The 17,665-nt window shown below is 63.8% G+C and carries 13 protein-coding genes and 1 pseudogene; 5 read left to right on the top strand and 9 right to left on the bottom strand.

Features of this window, described 5'->3' with window-relative positions; genetic code table 11:
- The first annotated feature begins 74 nt into the window (after window positions 1–74).
- Genes CSV86_RS15135 through sixA form a run of 3 tightly spaced genes read left to right on the top strand, consistent with a single transcriptional unit; the run spans window position 75 to window position 1,916 of the window.
- Entirely contained in the window at window positions 75–1,100 is a 1,026-nt protein-coding gene (locus CSV86_RS15135) for an NAD(P)H-dependent glycerol-3-phosphate dehydrogenase (protein ID WP_009396455.1), read from the top strand.
- 16 nt (window positions 1,101–1,116) lie between these two features.
- Complete coding sequence (locus CSV86_RS15130; RefSeq protein WP_009396456.1) at window positions 1,117–1,464, top strand: DUF4389 domain-containing protein; 348 nt, start codon at window positions 1,117–1,119, stop codon at window positions 1,462–1,464.
- The gene (gene sixA, locus CSV86_RS15125) at window positions 1,461–1,916 is read left to right on the top strand and encodes a phosphohistidine phosphatase SixA (protein WP_009396457.1); all 456 of its coding nucleotides are present in this window, start codon (window positions 1,461–1,463) and stop codon (window positions 1,914–1,916) included. Before CSV86_RS15130 ends, sixA begins: the two co-directional genes overlap by 4 nt.
- Before the next feature lie 115 nt (window positions 1,917–2,031).
- On the opposite strand, the gene CSV86_RS15120 is transcribed toward sixA, so the two are convergent.
- The 9 genes and pseudogenes from CSV86_RS15120 to CSV86_RS15080 form a co-directional block, all read right to left on the bottom strand.
- Window positions 2,032–3,141 (bottom strand): fimbrial protein, encoded by a 1,110-nt coding sequence (locus tag CSV86_RS15120; protein WP_009396458.1) that lies wholly within the window; start codon window positions 3,139–3,141, stop codon window positions 2,032–2,034.
- Between the two features lie 16 nt (window positions 3,142–3,157).
- Window positions 3,158–5,668 carry a fimbria/pilus outer membrane usher protein gene (locus CSV86_RS15115; RefSeq protein WP_009396459.1) on the bottom strand — a complete coding sequence of 837 codons (2,511 nt, stop codon included), beginning with the start codon at window positions 5,666–5,668 and terminating at the stop codon, window positions 3,158–3,160.
- A 30-nt stretch (window positions 5,669–5,698) separates the two neighbouring features.
- A pseudogene (locus tag CSV86_RS15110) lies at window positions 5,699–6,373 on the bottom strand (fimbrial biogenesis chaperone); the annotation flags it as partial.
- Window positions 6,374–6,493: 120 nt separating this feature from the next.
- Complete coding sequence (locus tag CSV86_RS15105) at window positions 6,494–7,045, bottom strand: fimbrial protein (RefSeq protein ID WP_009396461.1); 552 nt, start codon at window positions 7,043–7,045, stop codon at window positions 6,494–6,496.
- 253 nt (window positions 7,046–7,298) lie between these two features.
- Window positions 7,299–12,218, bottom strand: coding sequence for an RHS repeat domain-containing protein (locus CSV86_RS15100; protein ID WP_009396462.1), 4,920 nt, complete (start codon window positions 12,216–12,218; stop codon window positions 7,299–7,301).
- 140 nt (window positions 12,219–12,358) lie between these two features.
- Window positions 12,359–12,592: a hypothetical protein gene (locus tag CSV86_RS15095; protein ID WP_170394856.1), complete on the bottom strand. Its 234-nt coding sequence runs from the start codon at window positions 12,590–12,592 to the stop codon at window positions 12,359–12,361.
- Window positions 12,589–13,335, bottom strand: a complete 747-nt coding sequence (locus CSV86_RS15090) for a hypothetical protein (protein WP_170394853.1) — start codon at window positions 13,333–13,335, stop codon at window positions 12,589–12,591. Before CSV86_RS15090 ends, CSV86_RS15095 begins: the two co-directional genes overlap by 4 nt.
- A gap of 76 nt (window positions 13,336–13,411) precedes the next feature.
- Complete coding sequence (locus CSV86_RS15085; protein ID WP_009396464.1) at window positions 13,412–14,503, bottom strand: hypothetical protein; 1,092 nt, start codon at window positions 14,501–14,503, stop codon at window positions 13,412–13,414.
- A 35-nt stretch (window positions 14,504–14,538) separates the two neighbouring features.
- Entirely contained in the window at window positions 14,539–15,132 is a 594-nt protein-coding gene (locus CSV86_RS15080; protein WP_009396465.1) for a hypothetical protein, read from the bottom strand.
- A 158-nt stretch (window positions 15,133–15,290) separates the two neighbouring features.
- Between CSV86_RS15080 and CSV86_RS15075 the strand changes: the two genes are divergently transcribed.
- Window positions 15,291–15,764: a hypothetical protein gene (locus tag CSV86_RS15075; RefSeq protein WP_170394849.1), complete on the top strand. Its 474-nt coding sequence runs from the start codon at window positions 15,291–15,293 to the stop codon at window positions 15,762–15,764.
- Between the two features lie 197 nt (window positions 15,765–15,961).
- Window positions 15,962–17,596, top strand: coding sequence for a hypothetical protein (locus tag CSV86_RS15070; protein WP_170394847.1), 1,635 nt, complete (start codon window positions 15,962–15,964; stop codon window positions 17,594–17,596).
- Window positions 17,597–17,665 lie beyond the last annotated feature (69 nt).

The following is a 17,665-nucleotide window of genomic DNA, read 5'->3' as shown; positions in this document are numbered from 1 at the left end:
TGGCGCTGGTGGAGACTTCGACGCTCCGTATAATGCCGGCTTCGCCACTCATTAATGGCTCTGACGGATTGGATATGACTGAACAGCAACCTGTTGCGGTTCTGGGGGGCGGCAGTTTCGGCACCGCCGTGGCCAACCTGCTGGCGGAAAACGGTGTCGCGGTACGCCAATGGATGCGCGACCCGGCCCAGGCCGAGGCCATGCGCACGACCCGGGAAAACCCGCGTTATCTCAAGGGCATCAAGGTCCATCCTGGTGTCGAACCGGTCAGCGACCTGCTGCCGGTCCTCGAAGGCAGCGAACTGATCTTCGTCGCCTTGCCGTCCAGCGCCCTGCGCAGCGTGCTGGCGCCCCATGCCGGGCTGCTCGAAGGCAGGATGCTGGTCAGCCTGACCAAGGGCATCGAGGCGCAGACCTTCAAGCTGATGAGCCAGATCCTCGAGGACATCGCGCCCAAGGCGCGCATCGGCGTGCTGTCCGGGCCGAACCTGGCGCGGGAAATTGCCGAGCATGCGCTGACCGCCACGGTGGTCGCCAGCGAGGACGAGGAACTCTGCCAGCGGGTCCAGGCCGTGCTGCACGGGCGTACCTTCCGCGTGTATGCCAGTGCCGACCGCTTCGGCGTCGAGCTGGGCGGGGCGCTGAAGAACGTCTACGCGATCATCGCTGGCATGGCCGTGGCCCTGGGCATGGGCGAGAACACCAAGAGCATGCTGATCACCCGCGCCCTGGCCGAGATGACCCGCTTCGCCGTGAGCCAGGGCGCCAACCCCATGACCTTCCTCGGCCTGGCCGGGGTCGGCGACCTGATCGTCACCTGTTCCTCGCCCAAGAGCCGCAACTACCAGGTCGGCTACGCCCTGGGCCAGGGCCTGAGCCTGGACGAGGCGGTCAACCGGCTGGGCGAGGTGGCCGAGGGGGTCAACACCCTCAAGGTGCTCAAGGCCAAGGCCCAGCAGGTGCAGGTGTACATGCCGCTGGTGGCCGGGTTGCATGCGATCCTGTTCGAGGGCCGGACCCTGGCCCAGGTCATCGAGTTGCTGATGCGCGGCGAGCCGAAGACCGATGTCGATTTCATTTCCACCAGCGGTTTCAACTGAGTCACAGGAGCACGACATGAGTGAATCCCCCAAGCAGATGCAGCACGAGTCCATCATCCTTCGCGTTCTCTGGATGCTCCTGTTCCTGCTGGTCTGGCAGGTCGCCCAGACCCTGCTCGGCCTGCTGGTGCTGGTGCAACTGATCTATCGCCTGGTGTACGGCGCGCCGAATGCCGGGCTGATGAACTTCGGCGACAGCCTCAGCCAGTACCTCGCCCAGATCGGCCGTTTCGGCAGCTTCCATACCGAGCAGAAACCCTGGCCGTTCGCCGACTGGCCGGCAGCGCGCCCGGCCGAGGGCGAGGCGGCCCACAGCGTGCCGCCGGCACCGCACCCAGTGCGTGACGAAGAGCCGAAGCTGTGAAGCTGTGGATCCTGCGCCACGGCGAGGCCGAAGCCCATGCCCGCAGTGACGACCAGCGCAACCTCACCGAGCACGGGCGCAAGCAGGTGCTGCGCAGTGCCGCCCACCTGATCGGCCAGCCCCTCGATGCGATTGTTGCCAGCCCTTATGTGCGGGCGCAGCAGACGGCGGCGCTGGTGCATGAGGCGCTGGGGTTTGGCCAGCCGGTCGAGACGGTGCCGTGGTTGACCCCGGACAGCGATCCCGACCAGGCCATCGCCCGGCTCGATGCCCTGGGGCTGGAGCATGTGCTGCTGGTCAGCCACCAGCCGCTGGTGAGTACCTTGCTCGGCCTGCTGGTGCACGGCAACCGTCAATCGGGCGATCCGATGGGCACTGCCAGCCTGGCGCAACTGCGGGGTGAAGCGCTGCTCAAGGGGCTGATGACCCTGGAGAGCCTGCGTCATCCCTGAGGCGTCTGGCGTGGCTTATGGCCTCATCGCTGGCAAGCCAGCTCCCACAGGGATCTGAGCTGTAACCTGTGGGAGCTGGCTTGCCAGCGATGAGGCCGGTGCAGGCCCACGCCGCCTATTGATAGGTAATGGTGAAGTTCAGCGCCCCCTTGGCCGATCCCGGCTTCACCGCCTGGCTTGCTTCTGTCTGGTAGAAGCGCGCCGAGAACGGCAATACGGTATCGCCGCTCGGCGAAATCGCCTGCAACGGCACGTCCTGGTTCAACTGCACCGGGGTGACGCCATCTGCCATCAGCATCTGGATCCCCACGCCCTCGGCGGTCGAGTCGTCGGTCAGGCCGAAGATGCCGCGTTGCGCATCGATCGGGGTCGAGCCCTTGGCGCCTTCGAGGCGGATATGCGCCGTCGCGACTCCGCCCTCCGGATCGTCCTCGCAGTCGTTCAGGGTGATGGTGAACGGCACGGACGGGGTGGTGAAACCGGGGCCGGTAAAGTCCGTATTGTCCCACTCGCCCAGTTCCACCGGGTCCGCGCTCACCGGGTTGGGCGGCAGTCCGCACTGGGACTGGATCACCGTGCCGTACAGGTGATGGCCTGCCACCTTGCCAATCCTGGTCGCGGTGGAGCTCCACAGTTCGCGCCCGTCGAGCTCATTGACGCCGGGTGGGATGTCACCGGTCTTGATCAGCGTGATGAAGGGATTCAGCCGGCTCATGAGCAGGTACCCGACGGTGTCGTGATCAACGTAGCCTTCGAAGGGGACGATGGGCGGTCCGACGGTTTTCCAGGTATTGGTCGCGTAGGGCCAGTTGAACGGAAGGCCGAGCTTGATCACCACACCGACCCCGGGAATGTTGGTCTGCAGGACCCTGCCGGTGACGTCGTCGCCAAGCACCGGAGGCAGCGGCCCGGGATGGATCGGGACACTGGCCCTGACGGAAATGTACAGGTTGTGCGGGCCGACGTCGCGGAAGCACTGGGGTATGGTCAGCAGGTTGTTGGTGACAGGCCACTTCACCCCGGGCGGGCTGATGAAGGTTCCTACCGGTGCGTCCCTGGGCACATAGTAGGTGCCCAGATAGTTGGTATGGGTCATGGGACCGACGGGATAGTCTTTGCGCCAGTCGCAGTACTGGTCACCGGGGTACGGGTCCTCGGCGAAGGCGGGCTGGCTGCTCAGGAAAAGGCCGGCACAGGCCAGCAGGGGACGGAGGCATGGGATCATGGGCGACTCGATGGGTTCATTGGCAGGTCAGCGATTGCAGGTGATAACCCTGGCTCGCGGTCATATGGCGGGTGTCGATCGGCAGGCGACACTGGTCGAGGCTGTTGTTGCCCCAGCGGATATCCAGGACCTGGCTGGCGAGCTCGGTACTGAGCATCACCTGGCCGGCCTGGGCGACCAGGCCCAGTATTTCGCCATCGGCGCCGCGCACCTGGGTGCCGAAGGGCAGGGGCTGATCGTGGGCATCGTGCAGGGTCAGCAACAGGCGGTTGACGTTGCGCACCTCGAAGCGTGCCTTGATCACTGCGCCGCGCCGCGGCACCACCTGGGTGGTGCCGTTGACGATCTCCACCTCCGGGCCGAGCAGGTCGGTCTCCAGGGCGATACGGTTGGTCCGGTAGGGGCGCAGGTAGGGCATCAGGGCGAAGCCGCGGGCATTGGTAAGCACTTCGTTACTGTTGAGCAGGCCAACATTGGCGGTGTCCGGGACTTCCACCAGGGCCATGGTTTCCCCCAGGTACGAGCCGAAGGTCAGGCCGTCGCCATGGGCCAGCACGGCGCCACTGGCGTTGAACGACAGCGAGCGGAAGTCATTGCCCTGGGTCAGGCCGGCGCCGAGGCTGGCGTAGGGTGCCTGGTAGCCCAGGGCGATAGCGGCGGACTGGCGCTGCTGTTCGTCATTGGCGAGCGAGGCGCGGTAGCTGACGCGCGTGTCGGCGAGGCTGCCATTGAGGCTGGCGCGCTGGCTGTAGCGTCCGCCATTCTCCAGCACGTCGAAGGTAGCATTGGTGGAGCGACCGAACTCCAGTGGCAGGGTAATGCTCAGGCCGATCTGCCGATCGTTGCCGTAGCGCTCGTCGCTCAGTGACTGAGAGGCGTAGAGGTTGTAGCTGACACCCTTGTACTGGGTGTTGAAGTTGAACTGGAACTGGCGCTGCTCATAGGCGCTGTTCCAGTAGTCCTGCTGCGACAGGGTCAGGTTGATCGCACTGCGGCTGCCGATGTTCTGGTAGATCGCCGCTTCCAGGCGACTGCGCCGGCTGCCATGGAAGCTGCGGTGGCGGCTGCGCTCGCTGACGGCTTCGTCGAAGTCGCGGTAGCCCTCGGTAGAGTAGCGGTAGCCGGCAAAACGCAGGTGGGTGCGGGTGGCGAAGGATTTGCCATATTTCATCGCGTAGCTCATGCCGCTGGTCTGCCGGCCAGTGCTGGTGTCGTTTTGCGATTCGGAGCGGGTCAGGTCGAAGGACACGGCCCCCAGGGCGCCCAGGTCGCGAGCCAGGCCGAGGTTGCCGGCGCGATAGAAGGTGCTGCCCATCAGGCCGCCATAGAGAGTCGAGTCCCAGGCCCCACCGACCGCCAGGGTGCCTTGCCAGAGCAGGGGATCGTCGAGCCGGGACGACGCGTTGTAGCGTCCTGCTGCCAGGCTGTAGCGCCACACGCCATTGCGCAGCAGGTTGCCGAGGGTAGAGTAAGGCTGGGTGAAGCGGCGCACCTGGCCGTCGGCCTCGGTCAGGATGATTTCCAGCTCGCCGCTGCCGCCGACGGTGCCCAGGTCATCGATCTGGTAGGGGCCGGGGCTGACGTAGGTGGTGTAGATCGGGTAGCCGTTCTGGCGGATTTCCAGGCGGGCCCGGGTATAGGCCACGCCGCGCACGATCGGTGCATAGCCCTGCTGGCGATCGCTGAGCATGCCCAGGTCGGAGGCGACCAGGGCGCCGCTGATGGGCACGCTGCGGAACACGTCGCCGTTGGTGAAGGTTTCGCCCAGGGTCAGGTTGGCGTGGGTGCCGGGCAGGTCGCGCTGCAGGTAGGTATAGGCGCTGGTCCAGCGCCGCTTGCCGTCTTCGTCCTGGCGCAACGACTGGTTGCTGCGCAGGCGCCACGGGCCGAGGTTGAGGCCGGTACCGAGGTTCAGGTCCTGGCTGCTGGTCGCCCCGGCGAAGCGGTTGCGGCCTTCCTGGGCGGCGACCTGGTAATTGAGGAAGGCGGCATTGATGCCGTGGTTCCAGTCATCCTGGGACAGACCGGCGCTGGCATCTCGACGCAGATAGAACTGCGGAATGGAAATCGCCAGTTGCAGGCGGCTGCCGTCGAAATCCACCTGGGCGCCCTTCACCACGGCTGGCAGGTCGACGCACTCGTCCAGCAACTGCCCGGGCTGTTCCAGGCTGTCGGGGCGGATGCCCAACTGGCCGACAAGCCGGGCGTCGAGGCAGGGCTGCAGGCCGCCGCGCGGGCTGGCGCTGAAGTCGACCTGGTGCTGGCCGAGGCTGTCGCCATTGACCAGCACCTCCACCGGGTAGCTGCCCGGCGCCAATGTGCGCTGGCTGGCCAGGCTGTCCAGGGCCAGTGCGCCGGTTTGGTGGTCATGGCCGGGTGCCTGGTGCATGAAGCTCGCCTCGAAGCCCGGGATGCTCTGAGCCTGGGCCGACTGGGAGGTGGACAGGCCGAGGCCGCCACCGGCAAGCAGCAGGTGAAACAGGGGAGGGCGGGAGATCAGGCTCCATCGCCGTGGAGAGGAATGCATGGTCATGCTCCTGGCGCTGAAAGGGCGGGGTCAGAGGTCGGACGGCAAGGCCACCGTGATGGGTTTGCTGTAGCCGCCGTAGTCGTTGATCGCGGCGAAGGTGACCCGGGGATTGCCGCCCAGGCCGGGGACTGGCAGTGGATAGCGCTGCTTCGACAGCGGCGCGGCCATCGGCGCCTCCAGCGGGCGCAGGGTGTGTTCGCCGTGGTGCACTTCGAGGCGGCTGAACGAGTAGTGGAAGGGCGTCGGGTTATCCACCACCAGTTGCGGCTTGCCGTCGCTGCGCTCGATCGACCAGCGCAGGTCCTTGAGCCTGTCCATCGGCTCGTCGGTGAGCTGGCTGGGTCGGTAGAACAGCTTGATCCGCGTGCGCAGGGCGATGTTCAGTACATTGGCCTGGCCGCCGCGGGCCTCTGGGATTTCCTGGACATTGAAGAAAAACAGCGATTCGCGGTCTTCGGGCAGGCGTGTGGGCAGGCCGTTGATCTGCACCAGCTGCTCGGCGCCGGGATCGAGGCGGAACAGCGGCGGCGAGGCGATCAGCGGCACGGCTGTGGTGGTATCGTCGGCTTCGGTGTTGACCCAGGTCTGCACGGCGAAGGTGCTGGTGCTGGGATTGTTGACCACGATCGAGACACTGCGTTTGTCGCTGTCGAAGACCACGCGGGTGGCGTTGAGGCTGAGGGCGGCATGGGCCCCGGCAACCAGGTGGCGAGCAGCAGCAGGGTGGCGCCGGTGAGCCGGCGCAGGGTCGGGATGGACATGGGGACTACCTGTGCAGTACGGAGCCCGCGAGCGCAAAGGGGACGCGCGCGGGCAAGGCCGTCAGTTGATTTTGACGACGAAGGACACGTCGGCATCCGCCGCGCCCGGGGTTACCGTGGCAGCGGTGGACTTGTACACGGCGGTGAAGAACATTTCGGTGGCGCCGGTGACATTCAGCGGATAGGCCGCAGAGGCCTCACCGTTCTTCACCGGGTTGCCGGAGCGGTCCTTGAGCGCCACGGCCACGCCGGTGGCGGCGCCACCGACGGTCTTGATCGCATACAGCGAACCGTCGGCGCCGGCCCCGCCCTGCACGCCGGTGAAGGTCACGGTGGCGGTATTCGGGTTGTCGGGGTCGATCCCGCAGGCGGCACCGCCGGGAACGCGCATGGAGAAGCTGCGGCCACCGGCCTCGGCGCCCAGGTTGGGGAAGTCGGCGACCCGCGGTGCACCCATCTGCACCAGGTTGCCGACGGCACCGCTGTCGGGGTTGACGATTTCGATCGGGCAGGTGCTGCCGTTGATCTTGCCGTTGAAGTTGATGGTGCCGGTAGTGGCGAATGCGGAAGTGCCGGCCAGCAACAAGGCGGCGGCCAGTAAAGTTCGTTTCATGTTATCGACTCGAAGTAATGGGTAATTTCTGAAGTTTGACTTCAGTTGTTTCTGTTACTTTTTGTAGGACTGTTCCTGTGTTTAAAAGGTAATGGCCTACAAGGTGGGAAGTTTATGCAGGTGTTTTTTAAAGGTATGTAGGAAAAGGAGACTGAGATTGTTGAATAGCGGTGTTGAATGGTCGGAGAAGTTTGTGTTGGTAAAACAACCGGGGCCGAACTAAGTTCGGCCCCGGCGTTTCGGCTAACCCGATTCAAAGGTTGATAGTTAGATCCGTGTTGAACGTGGCAATTGAGCCACCCGTCGTCGGCACCCATTCGCCTAAGGCGTTCTTTTCAAACTTGCTGGAAGTCATGTGCAAGACAGGTCCGCTGTGTTGTTTGCTGTGGGTCGTGCTTTTTGGCTGAGGTGGTGGGCTAGGTGGTTCAGCCCCTCCTCCAGCCCCGCCAGATCCTCCCTCCCCTCCGCTGCCTCCCGCAGCCGGGTCACTGCCCCTCCTTGGTCCATCTGCTGGGGAAAAAGTCTCTGCGTTTGTGCTTTCCTGAACCGGTTTACGCCGGAAACGGTTCCTAATGAATTTCAGACCCTTGCCGCTGCGCAACAGTGAGTCTCCCACCTGGGTGTTCTGGTTCATCATCGGCGTTGTTGCATTATCTCCACTGTCAGCGGTCTGCTTGATCTCTGGCTCGTCCGGCGGTGTTTTTTGAGACTTGGGCCATCCCGCCCTGTCTTTCGGCCCCCACCTGTCGAGCGCCCCGCCTGCTGCGGAGATGGCGCCACCGACAGTCACCATGATCGTGGCGAGCGTCAACATCTCCCGATCCTCCTTCAGTGTTGCCACTACTGCGAGCGCGCCGCCTGCAGCCGAAACAGCCACCCCTATGGCGCCCACCACCAGCGGTATGGTCAAGCCACCTGTCCAGGGGGTGAAAATCGCCATCACCGCCGCCCCCAGGATAAGCCCCGCTGCCGGCCCCCATTTTTCCAGGAAGCTCGCTGCGCCCGGCTCTGGGGGTGGCGGCCGGTAGATCGGGTCGGGTCGTCTCGGGTCTACGGCCCGGTGCCCGGTCGGATCGCGGAAACGTATCGGGTTGCCCAGGCAATAGGTGTAAGGGTTGAGCCCGCCCTCGAGGAACGGGCTGCGCGAGTCGGGGTTGTGGAAACGCATCAGCGACGGGTTGTAGGCCCGGTAGCCGCGGCCCAGCAGGTACCAGCCGGTGGCAACTTCGCGCAGTTCGCCATTGAAGCCCATCAGGGATTCCAGGCGCTGCTCGTCGGCCAGCTCGCCATAGGCGCTGTACACCACCTCGCGCAGGCCGCTGGCAAGGCTGGCGCCGATCACGCTGGGGCTGGCATCGGTGAGCAGGAGCATGGTGCGCTCGTGGTCATCCAGTTGCTGCTGGCCAAGCGGCTGGCCGGCATGGCTGAAGTACTGGGTCTGCACGCCGTCCTGCACGGTATGGCTGAGGCTGTAGCCCTGGTAGAAGCGCAGGGTTTCAGCCTGCTCGCCGATCCGCGCGCCGAGCAGGTGCTGGTGGCCGTCGTAGCGGTAGCTGACCAGGGACTCGCTGCCATCGGCGCTGGTCACTTCCAGCAGGCGGCCCTGGGCGTCATAGCGCAGCCGTTGCCCGGCCTCGTCGTTGAGCTGGTTGCCGTCATCGTCGTAGGCGAAGGTCTGCTCGCCGGGGTAACCGCCTTCCACGTAGGAATTGGTCACTTTGATCAGTTGGCAATTGTCGTCTTCGGCGTAGGTGAAGATTGCGGTGTTGGTCTCGCCATTGGCGAAACTGGTCATGCAGCGTTTGATGTTACCGAGGGCATCGAAGCGGAACATCTGGTCGGTGATGGCGTTGCCATAGCGATCGCTGGGCAAGCGTTCGCCCGAGCAGTGATGTTCGGTCAAGCGCCCGCGCTGGTCGTAGACGTACTCTTCCTGCAACAGGCTGCGGCCGTCCATTTCCAAGTGCCGGCCAACCAGCTGATCGTCATCGCGCCAGGTGTGGGTGAGGGTTCGCGCCGGGCTGTCGTTGAGCAGCAGGGTCCGGATCCAGACGCGGTCGAGGCTGTCGTAGCTGTTCTCGCTGACCAGGCGGTCGCCGCTGCCGAGGTCGCGGGTGGTGGTGCGGTACTGCCGGCCATCGTCGTCGTATTCGAATTCGGCCTGCAACTGGCCCTGGGTCATGCATTTCACGCGGCCCTGATCATCGTAGGTGTACAGGGTGTCGACGGCGTTGTCGGTGCGTTTCAGCGGCAGGCCTTGCAGCGAGGTCTCGTAGTGGGTTTCATGCACGTCGCCATTGCTGTCGGTCCAGCTTTCCGATTTCAGATGACCGAGGACGTTGTAGGTATAGGCCCGCTCGCCGGCGTCGTTGGTGGCGCTCTTGATCCCGGCATCGTCGCGGTCGAAGCCGTAGGTAAAGGTCTGGCCATCGACAACGATCTTCTTCGGCTGGTCGCTCAGGTTCTGCTCGTAGAAGTACTCGATGGTGGCCTGCGCCGGGGTGATCAGGCGGCTGGCCCGCAGCGTCTGGTCATCGTATTCGTAGCGTTCGCTACGTGGCCCGACGGTCAGGCAGGTCAGGCGGTCGAGGCCGTCGAATTGCTGTTCGCCGAGGAGCAGGGTGGTCTGTTGGCCGTCGCCGGGAATCACGCGGATCTCGGTGGGCAATTCGTCGCGGCTGTGCTCGGCGAAGCTACGCTCGATCACGGTCTGGTCCGGCAGGCGGGTGTGCGCCACCCGGCGACGCGAGTCGTATTCGAAGTAGGTGCTGCGGGTTTCCAGGGCGAGTTCCTCATCAGCGCGGATGCACTCGCCGTAGCCATCGTAGATATACACCTGACGACCGACTACCTCGTCCTCGTCGCCATGGCGCTCGGTCCAGTCGATCTTGCCGAAGGCGTTGTACTGGGTGACGCTCAGCATGCTGACCGACGGCTCGGCGCCAGCGCTTTCACGCCAGCTGCGCTCCAGCTTGCCGCCTTCGCCGAACGGCGTGGTCTCGGTGACCAGGCTGACCCCGTCCGGGCCGGTGACGCGGCAGCGCTGGCCCCAATCGTTGTAGGTGTAGTGGGTGGTCAGGCTCAGCTCGCGTTCGTAGAGCCGGTCATACCGGGTTTCCTCGCTGAGCTGGCCGAGGCCATCGTAGACCGCGCTGTAGGTGCGCTGCCAGGTTGCCCCGGACTTGATCTCGCTCAGCAGCACGCGGCCCAGGCCATCGTAGTGGTCGCAGGTCAGCACCTGCTTGACGTCGGTCACGGTGCGGGTGGCCTGTTGCCCGTCGGCGTGGACCAGTTGATAGGCGTAGCTGCGGATCGCCTCGAAATCGCTGCCGGGGGCCACGGTTTCGGTGGTCAGCCGCTGCAGGTTGTCATACTCGAAGCGCACCTGCACATCGTTGGGGTCATGGCCGAGCAGCAACTGGCCGCTGTTCAGCGCCTGGTCGCTGGTGTACACCTTCTGCTCGCCGTCGTAGCCGGTAAAGGTTTCCACCGTTTGCAGGCTTTCCTGGTCCAGCAGCTTGTTGCGTGCCTTGCCGTAGTGGTAGTCGGTGCTGTTGCTGGTGCCGTTGAGGGTGTTGACCTGGCGCAGCGGACGACCATGCAGTTGCGGGTTGTCCGGAGTTTCGTAATAGGTGCGCAGGCTATGGTTGAGCAAGGTTTCCTTGTCGCCCCTGCGCTCGAAGAGCGATTCCTCGCTGACCGCCAGCCAGTCGTTTTCCGGCGCACCGCGCAGTGGCGCGTGCTGGCTGTAGCGATAGCGGGTGATCAGCACCGGTGCATCGCCGCGGGCCTGTGGCGCGGGGGTGACGATGACTTCCTTGACATTGCGGGTGAAGCCGAGCGGATCCTTCGGGCAGCCGTCCTCGCCGTCGGGATCGTAGAAGACCGTGCGCGTGCTGACGCCGTCGGGCCGCACCTCCAGGGTCTTGTTGCCATGCTCGTCGTATTCGTTGAGCTGCAGTTCGTGCTGGATCTTGCTCGAGTCGCCTTCCAGTCGCCAGGTGTGCTGCACCGAGCGCGGCATCTGGAACTGCTTCGGTTGCTGGTCGAAGGGCTTGTTCTCGGCGTAGTAGTCGATGACCTTGGTAAAGACGCACTTGCCCTGGCGGGTTTCCTCTTCGACCTGCAGGTGGAAGCGGTTGTAGGTGTGCTTGACCTGGCGCACCGCCTTGCCGTCCAGCCATTGCTGGACCGTGGTCGAGTAGTCGTAGGTGAAGTCGACCTTGTACAACTGGTCGAGGCCGTCGTCCATCCAGTTGATGCCGGAGCCGTTGCCGAGGAAGTTGTTGGTGCTGTAGGTGTAGGTGGCTTCGTGGACCGCCAGGCCGGGGCCGGGACTGGTCAGGTGGCGGGTCACCCGGGGCATGTTGGGGCGTCCGCTGGAGCCCGGATAGGCATGGCCGCCATCCAGGTACTCCAGGGTTTCATGGGCGCCCATCGGGGTCTTGACCTCCTTGATGCAGGTCAGCCCGCGGACGGTGATGTAGTCCAGGCGCCAGGAGGCCTGCTCGGCCACCGGCAGGATGATTTCCTGGACCCGGTCGCCGCTCAGTTTCATCAGGAAACGGCTCTGCGGTTGGTCGTCGAAGGGCGGCAGCAGGACCTTGACGTTCTCGCTGTCACGCACGATGCGAAGCAGCTCGCCGCGGTCGTCCTCGATCTTCGCCAGGCGCCGCTCGCCATTGGCGAAGTCGGCCCAAGTCAGTTTGATGGAGTGGCCGGCCGGGCCGTAGATCAGGGTCGGCAAGGCCACGCGCTTGCTCGCGCTGCCCTGTGCGGTGAGCACTTCCACCAGGCCGCTTTGGTGCACCACGCGCCAGGTATCGTTGCCATCGTCGAAGAAGCGGAAGCTGTCGAGGCGTTTCTCGGCGATCGAGGGTTCCGCGCCATCGCCGGTGATCTTGAAGCTTTCGCCGGTGTACAGCGAGAGCATGTTCCTGGCGATCACGTATTGGCTCAGGCGCAGGTTCCAGCCGATACCGTAGCCGCTGTCCTCGAGGTTGAGCGGGCTGAAATCGAGCTTGAGCGGCAGGTCGGGCCCGCTCAGGGCATTGGCCTTGAGGTTCGGCAGATCGATGGACAGGGTGTACTGCCCGGTGCGTGGATCGACGTTGCTCTTGAAGAACTCAAGGTAGTTGAATGCATTGGAGCTGACGTTGCTGTGGGTTGTCATGTCCAGGGCACCTCTTGATCGAATGAATGAAAAGCGTGGCGCAACTTATCGGGCTGGCTGTCAGGGCGGCGACTGCTGGTAGACGGTGCCGCACTGGTACCAGGTCTCGCCCTTTTCGTCGTGCCAATGAGCCCGGCCGATCAGCACCTTGTCGCCCCGCAGGCGAAGCGGTGATGGTTTTCCTCCAGCGAGGGCGTACGGAAGTCATCCGGCAGGACGTACAGCGGGGTATCGCCGGCCCAGGCTTCGGCGCAGGTGTAGCGGGTTTCGCCGCGCTCGTCGCCATCGTGCTCGTGCCCGGTCATCACGGTGTTTGCAGGGCAGACGAAGTAATGCCTGAACTCATGCTTGGCCCATGTCGTGGGGTTTTTCATCGTAATGGCGGTATCACCCTGCATGGGGTACCGCAGCGGAACTCGTTCGGGTCTCGTTCGTCGCCGAAATGGGCGCGGCCGAGCAGCATGCGGTTGCCGCCACAATGGAAGGTGAAGCCCTCGTCCCAGTTGACCCACTGGGTGTTCTGCTCGATCAGGCGTACCTGCACGGTGGGCTTGGGCAGGGTTGCCCGGGAGGTGGTGATCCTGACGCAGGACAGGGCGTTCAGCGCATCGGTGCTGCCGCCTTTCAGGTAGCTGTCCACCAGCAGCAAGCCCGGCTTGATCAGCGTGTTCTTGGCAAACCGGAAGAAATACGGGAGCTGCACGGTCTCGGTGATGGTCACCTTCTTGGTGGTCTTGAGCTTGATCCAGAATTTGCCGACGGCAACGTCGGTGCCGGATGTCGTGCAGGTGGGGTTGTCGGTGAGGAGGATCTGGGTTGCCGACGGCAAATCTTCGAAGGCGACCGACCATGCCTTGTCGTTCAGGTCGTGACAGCCCGCGTTTCCGGCGTAAAAGTCATAGACCCGGGTTACGCCGCTACCCTCCACGGGTACCGGCACATAGCAGTATCGGTCGTTCTCGTCGTAGGCCGTGATGTAGCCGGCTATATCATCCGGAGGAATCGTCTGGGCAGGCGTTGCGGGCGGGGCAGGAGATTCCTGCGCCGGCGCTTGCGCTGCGATCACAAGCAGGGCCACGGCGAGCAACAGACTGACCCTCAAGGCTTTCATGGTCATGATAAAGGCGTCCTTCTACAGGCTTTAAGCGACTCCGGGCCAGTTGGCGCAGCCATGCCGGAGTCGCGTCTACGTTTCAAGGTGGAGAGAGCTGGAACACGTTGGCGCAGCGGTACCAGGTCTTGGTGTTTTCCCGGCCGTACCTGGACAAGCCCGCCATGACGGTGTTGTCCCGGCAACTGAACCCGTGGTCGGACTCGGTGTTGGGTCCCCACCAGTGATCGAGGGTCAGCACTTCCAACTGCTCGTCGCCGATCCAGGCCTCGGCGCACCAGTAGCGCGATTCGCCGAGATGGTCGCCGTCCTGCTCGCGACCGGTCATCAGGGTGTTGAGCGGGCAGACGTATTCGTGGGTCACGCCATGCAAGCCGGAGCTCATCTTCTGGTTCTTCAGCACGACTTCCCGGGTGCCCTGCATCGGTACGCCGCACAGATACCTGACCGTCGGTTTCTCGGTGCCAGAGGCTTCCCGACCGAGCATCACGCGGTTTTCACCGCATTTGAACTTCGAGTCGTACTCGGTCAACTGCTTCCACTGCAGGTCGGTAAAGGTGATGGGCTCCACCGGCTTGGGCAGGGTGGCGCGGGAGGTGGTAACGGTGATGCAAGACAGGGCATTCAGCGTATCGGTGCTGTCGCCTTGCAGGTGTTTGTCCACCAGCAGCAGCCCAGGCTTGATGAGCTTGTTGGTGTCAAAACGGAAGAAGAACGGGAGCTGTATGACGTCGGTAATGGTCACCTTCTTGGTGGTCTTGAGCTTGACCCAGAACTTGCCGACGGTTTCGCTGTCGCCCGTGGTCTTGCAGGTCCTGCTGTCGGTCAGGAGTATTTCGGTTGCCGACGGCAGGTCCTCGAAGATGACCGACCAGGCTCGGTCATTGAGCCCGGAGCAGGGCGATCCGTCTGCCGTGAACTCATACCTGCGGGTCAGTCCGCTACCGGCGCTGGGCACGGGGAGAAAGCATAACTGTTCATTCTCGTCCCCGACGGTGATGAAGCCGGCGACCCCTTTGGTTGGAGATTTGGCGGCTGCGGGTTGCGGGGTGGGCGTCGCGGTCTCCACGGGGGGGACGCTATCGTCGCCCCGGTTTTCTGCCGGAGGCTCTGCAGCGACGGCGGGCAGGGCCAGGCCGAGCAACAGGCTGCACAGCAACGTTTTCAGGTGCATGATGAAAGTGTCCTTTGAGAGGTATGCAGAAATGCTCAGAACACCCTGGCGCAGAGGTACCGGCTCGGTTCTTCCTCGTCCCCTTTGTGATAGCGACCGATCATGAACATATTCTGGGGGCATGCGGCGGTATGCTCGATGTTCTCGTCCGGTGTCCAAAACCATTTGTCGGGTTTGACCTGGAGGGGTCTGTCCCAATAGTCATACGGGGTTCCGCAGTAATATCGGGTCGCACCGTTTTCGTCGCCGTCGTGCTCGCGCCCGGTCATGACCTGGTTCTCCGGGCAGATGAACTCGATCCCAGCCGCCTCATGCACCTCCCGGATCAATTTGGGGTCCTTGATCGGAATCGCCTGGAATTGGAACGCCTTGCCACATTGGTACGCGGTCCATCCCTTCTGGTACTCGTCGCCTTTGTGCCTTCTGGCAATAAGGAACTGATCAGTGGGGCAGTGAAACCTGCTGTCCTGTTCCCATTGCGCTTCGGACCACCCAAGCGGCTCCACCGTGACCTGCGCCCTCGGAGCGTTCTGCGCAGGTGCCTGGGCGCATGCCGTCAGCACTGTAGCCAGCGCCGTGGCCAGCAAAGCCCGACCCAGTGTTCGAGCGGCGTAGATTGATACTTTCATGTCTGGCTCCTTGCAGTCCGGAACGTCCGGTAAATGGGTCGGTTCAGTTAATACCCGGTGGCCGTGCTTGCCTACTTGGCAGAACTGCTAGGTTGCGGGGGGCAACGGGCAAGGCTGTACTGAGAGCGCTGAACCGGCGGCGGCTGCCTGGAGGGACCATGTCCGATGCCTACCTGGAACTTCTCGAATGGTTGCGTGAGGCGCCGCGCACCTACGACTGGGGTTGCCTGCTGGCCTGGGACCGCAAATGGGTCAACACCCTGCTGCTACGGGAATACATGGAGCGCTTTGCCAGCGACAGCTACCTGCCGCCCTTTACCGCGCAGATCGATACCTCGCCGCTCACCCGCGAACTGATCTACGACTACACCCTCGATTGCCCGCGGCTGTCCTTCGACCAGTCGACCTACAGCGACCCCAGGGCCCGTTTGCGCATGAAGGTGGTCGGTGGCTCGCAGCTCTCGGTGGAGGCCGCCGACGACGGTTCGCCGAAGCTCGCCAGGATCGCCGAAATCGATGTGCTGGCCGGCCCCTCCCTGTACATGAAGCTGGCGCTCCGGAGCACGCCTGGAGCAACCAATCCGCTGGGCCAGGTGGTGCTGGACCTGGCCGAGGGGGCGATTTCGAGCTGAGCTTCGCCGACACGACGCGGGAGCGGCTGATCGGCGGCGAATTCTTCCAGGAGAGATTCGAGGAACTGCCCAAGGAGAAAAAGATTTTCGTCCTCGGCGAGCTGCTGGTACCTCCGAACGAGTTCCTGCGGCCGGAGTATTTCGAGATCCGCATCCATGGCAAGCCGGGCGATCCCGATGCGGGGGCGGTGCTGTTCATGGTCAGGATGCGTGGCTACGACAACGGTGGCGAGCCGCCCACCGACCGAGACCTGCGCTATCTGCTGGAGGGCGGTTATTCCTTCGCCATGTTGCTGGGTCAACAGTTCTTGCTACAGCAGATGTTCATTCCGGCATGCGCCGTGCTCACGGACACCGCAACGCCGTTTGTCGCGCGCGTGGAGTCGCCGCCGCAGGGGGCGGCCTTCTACCTGCATGCTGTCTCCGGCATTGCCAAGGGCGCCTATATCAGTCGCCACTCCACGAGCTTCGCCCACGCGACCTGCACGATCAGGGTGCCGCTGGCTTCGGCGCAGTGTCAGTTCAAGCTGAGCTTTTCCAACAGCGATATCGTCCTGCACTGGCAGGGCGAATATAACCCCGACGTCAGTCTCGAACTGCACTCCGGCACCCGGCTGGTCGCAGTCGGCAAGGTCGATTTTGTGATCAAGCGCCAGTACCGGCTAAGCCTGATCAGGAGCGAAGGACAGTTGCAGGTCGTCGAAGTGAGTGGCGGTGGGCAAAATACCTGTGAGTTCGCGATCGATGGCCCGGACGTACCGCTCGTGATCGTGGACATGTTCAAGGCGCAGCTGGGCGTACAGATGCGCGACGCCGTGCTCGATCACCTCAAGACCTGGCTTGACCAGGCGAAGTCGAAATTCGTCTCCATCGACCTGGACAAGATGACCCGACTGCTGTTTCGCGGCAGCGAGCACCTGCGTTTCGACAAGACCGGCTTTACCCGCGACCTCGCGCTGTTCGGCAACATAGCCCCGTTCTCCCAGGTGTTCTTCGTGCAGCCGGCGGAACTGCTCATGGGCCCGGGCGAGACGCGGTTGTTCTACACCCTGCCGCCGCGCAGCGTGACCTGGACGGTGGAGGCGCCGGCGGGGGAGAACGGTCCGGTGGGCAGCATCAATGCCCTGGGCCTGTACACCGCCCCGCACGAGCTCGACCGTCCCTTCCTGCGGGTGCGGATCAGCGCCTCGGCCGCCGGCTACACCAGCAGCGCACTGGTCACCGTGCTGCCCGGCGAGATCAGCGTCAATCCGCTGGTGATGGTGCACAGCGCCGGTTCGAGCATGGGCCGGGAAATGGTCGCCGGGGCCCGCGATCCGGGCTCGCTGACCTGGACCTTGGTCAACCCGGACTCCGGCGCGCGAATCGTGCTCAGCCAGATGGCGGACGGCGACAAGACCTACTTCCCTGGGCCGGTACAAGAGGGGGTTACCTGGTCGATCGACGAGATCAAGGTCACCCACGACCTGACCCGGCGCTCGCGAACCGTGTACGTCATGCTGACTCATTTCACCCCCACCCTGCAGATCACCGCGACACCGGCAGCCGATGGCAAGACCATCGCACTCAAGGCGTTCCACGAGGGCGAGGAAATACCCGGCGAATATCGGCTGGAGTGGCAAGTACTCCTGGGGGCCGGCACGGTCGATGCAACTTCGGGAGTGTTTACCCCGGGTGCAACATCGCCGTTGCGCTTTTCAATAGTGATCGCCAGGGTTCATTGGACGGAAAACATAAAGTCGAACGGTTATATGCTCTTGCCGATTCCCTTCATTGAACTTCCAAAGCCGTCCTGGCAAGGCTTTTCCATTTCCCCGCCCGCACAACGATAAGCGTCCCCAACGCCGTTTCGGGCGTATTGGCGAATGCCGTGCTGATCAAGCGTAACTGCCGTTGCGCAT

The organism is Pseudomonas bharatica CSV86 (assembly GCF_000319305.2).
In the GTDB taxonomy this organism is placed as follows: Bacteria; Pseudomonadota; Gammaproteobacteria; order Pseudomonadales; family Pseudomonadaceae; genus Aquipseudomonas; species Aquipseudomonas bharatica.
This window is presented reverse-complemented; position numbering and strand designations above follow the sequence as displayed.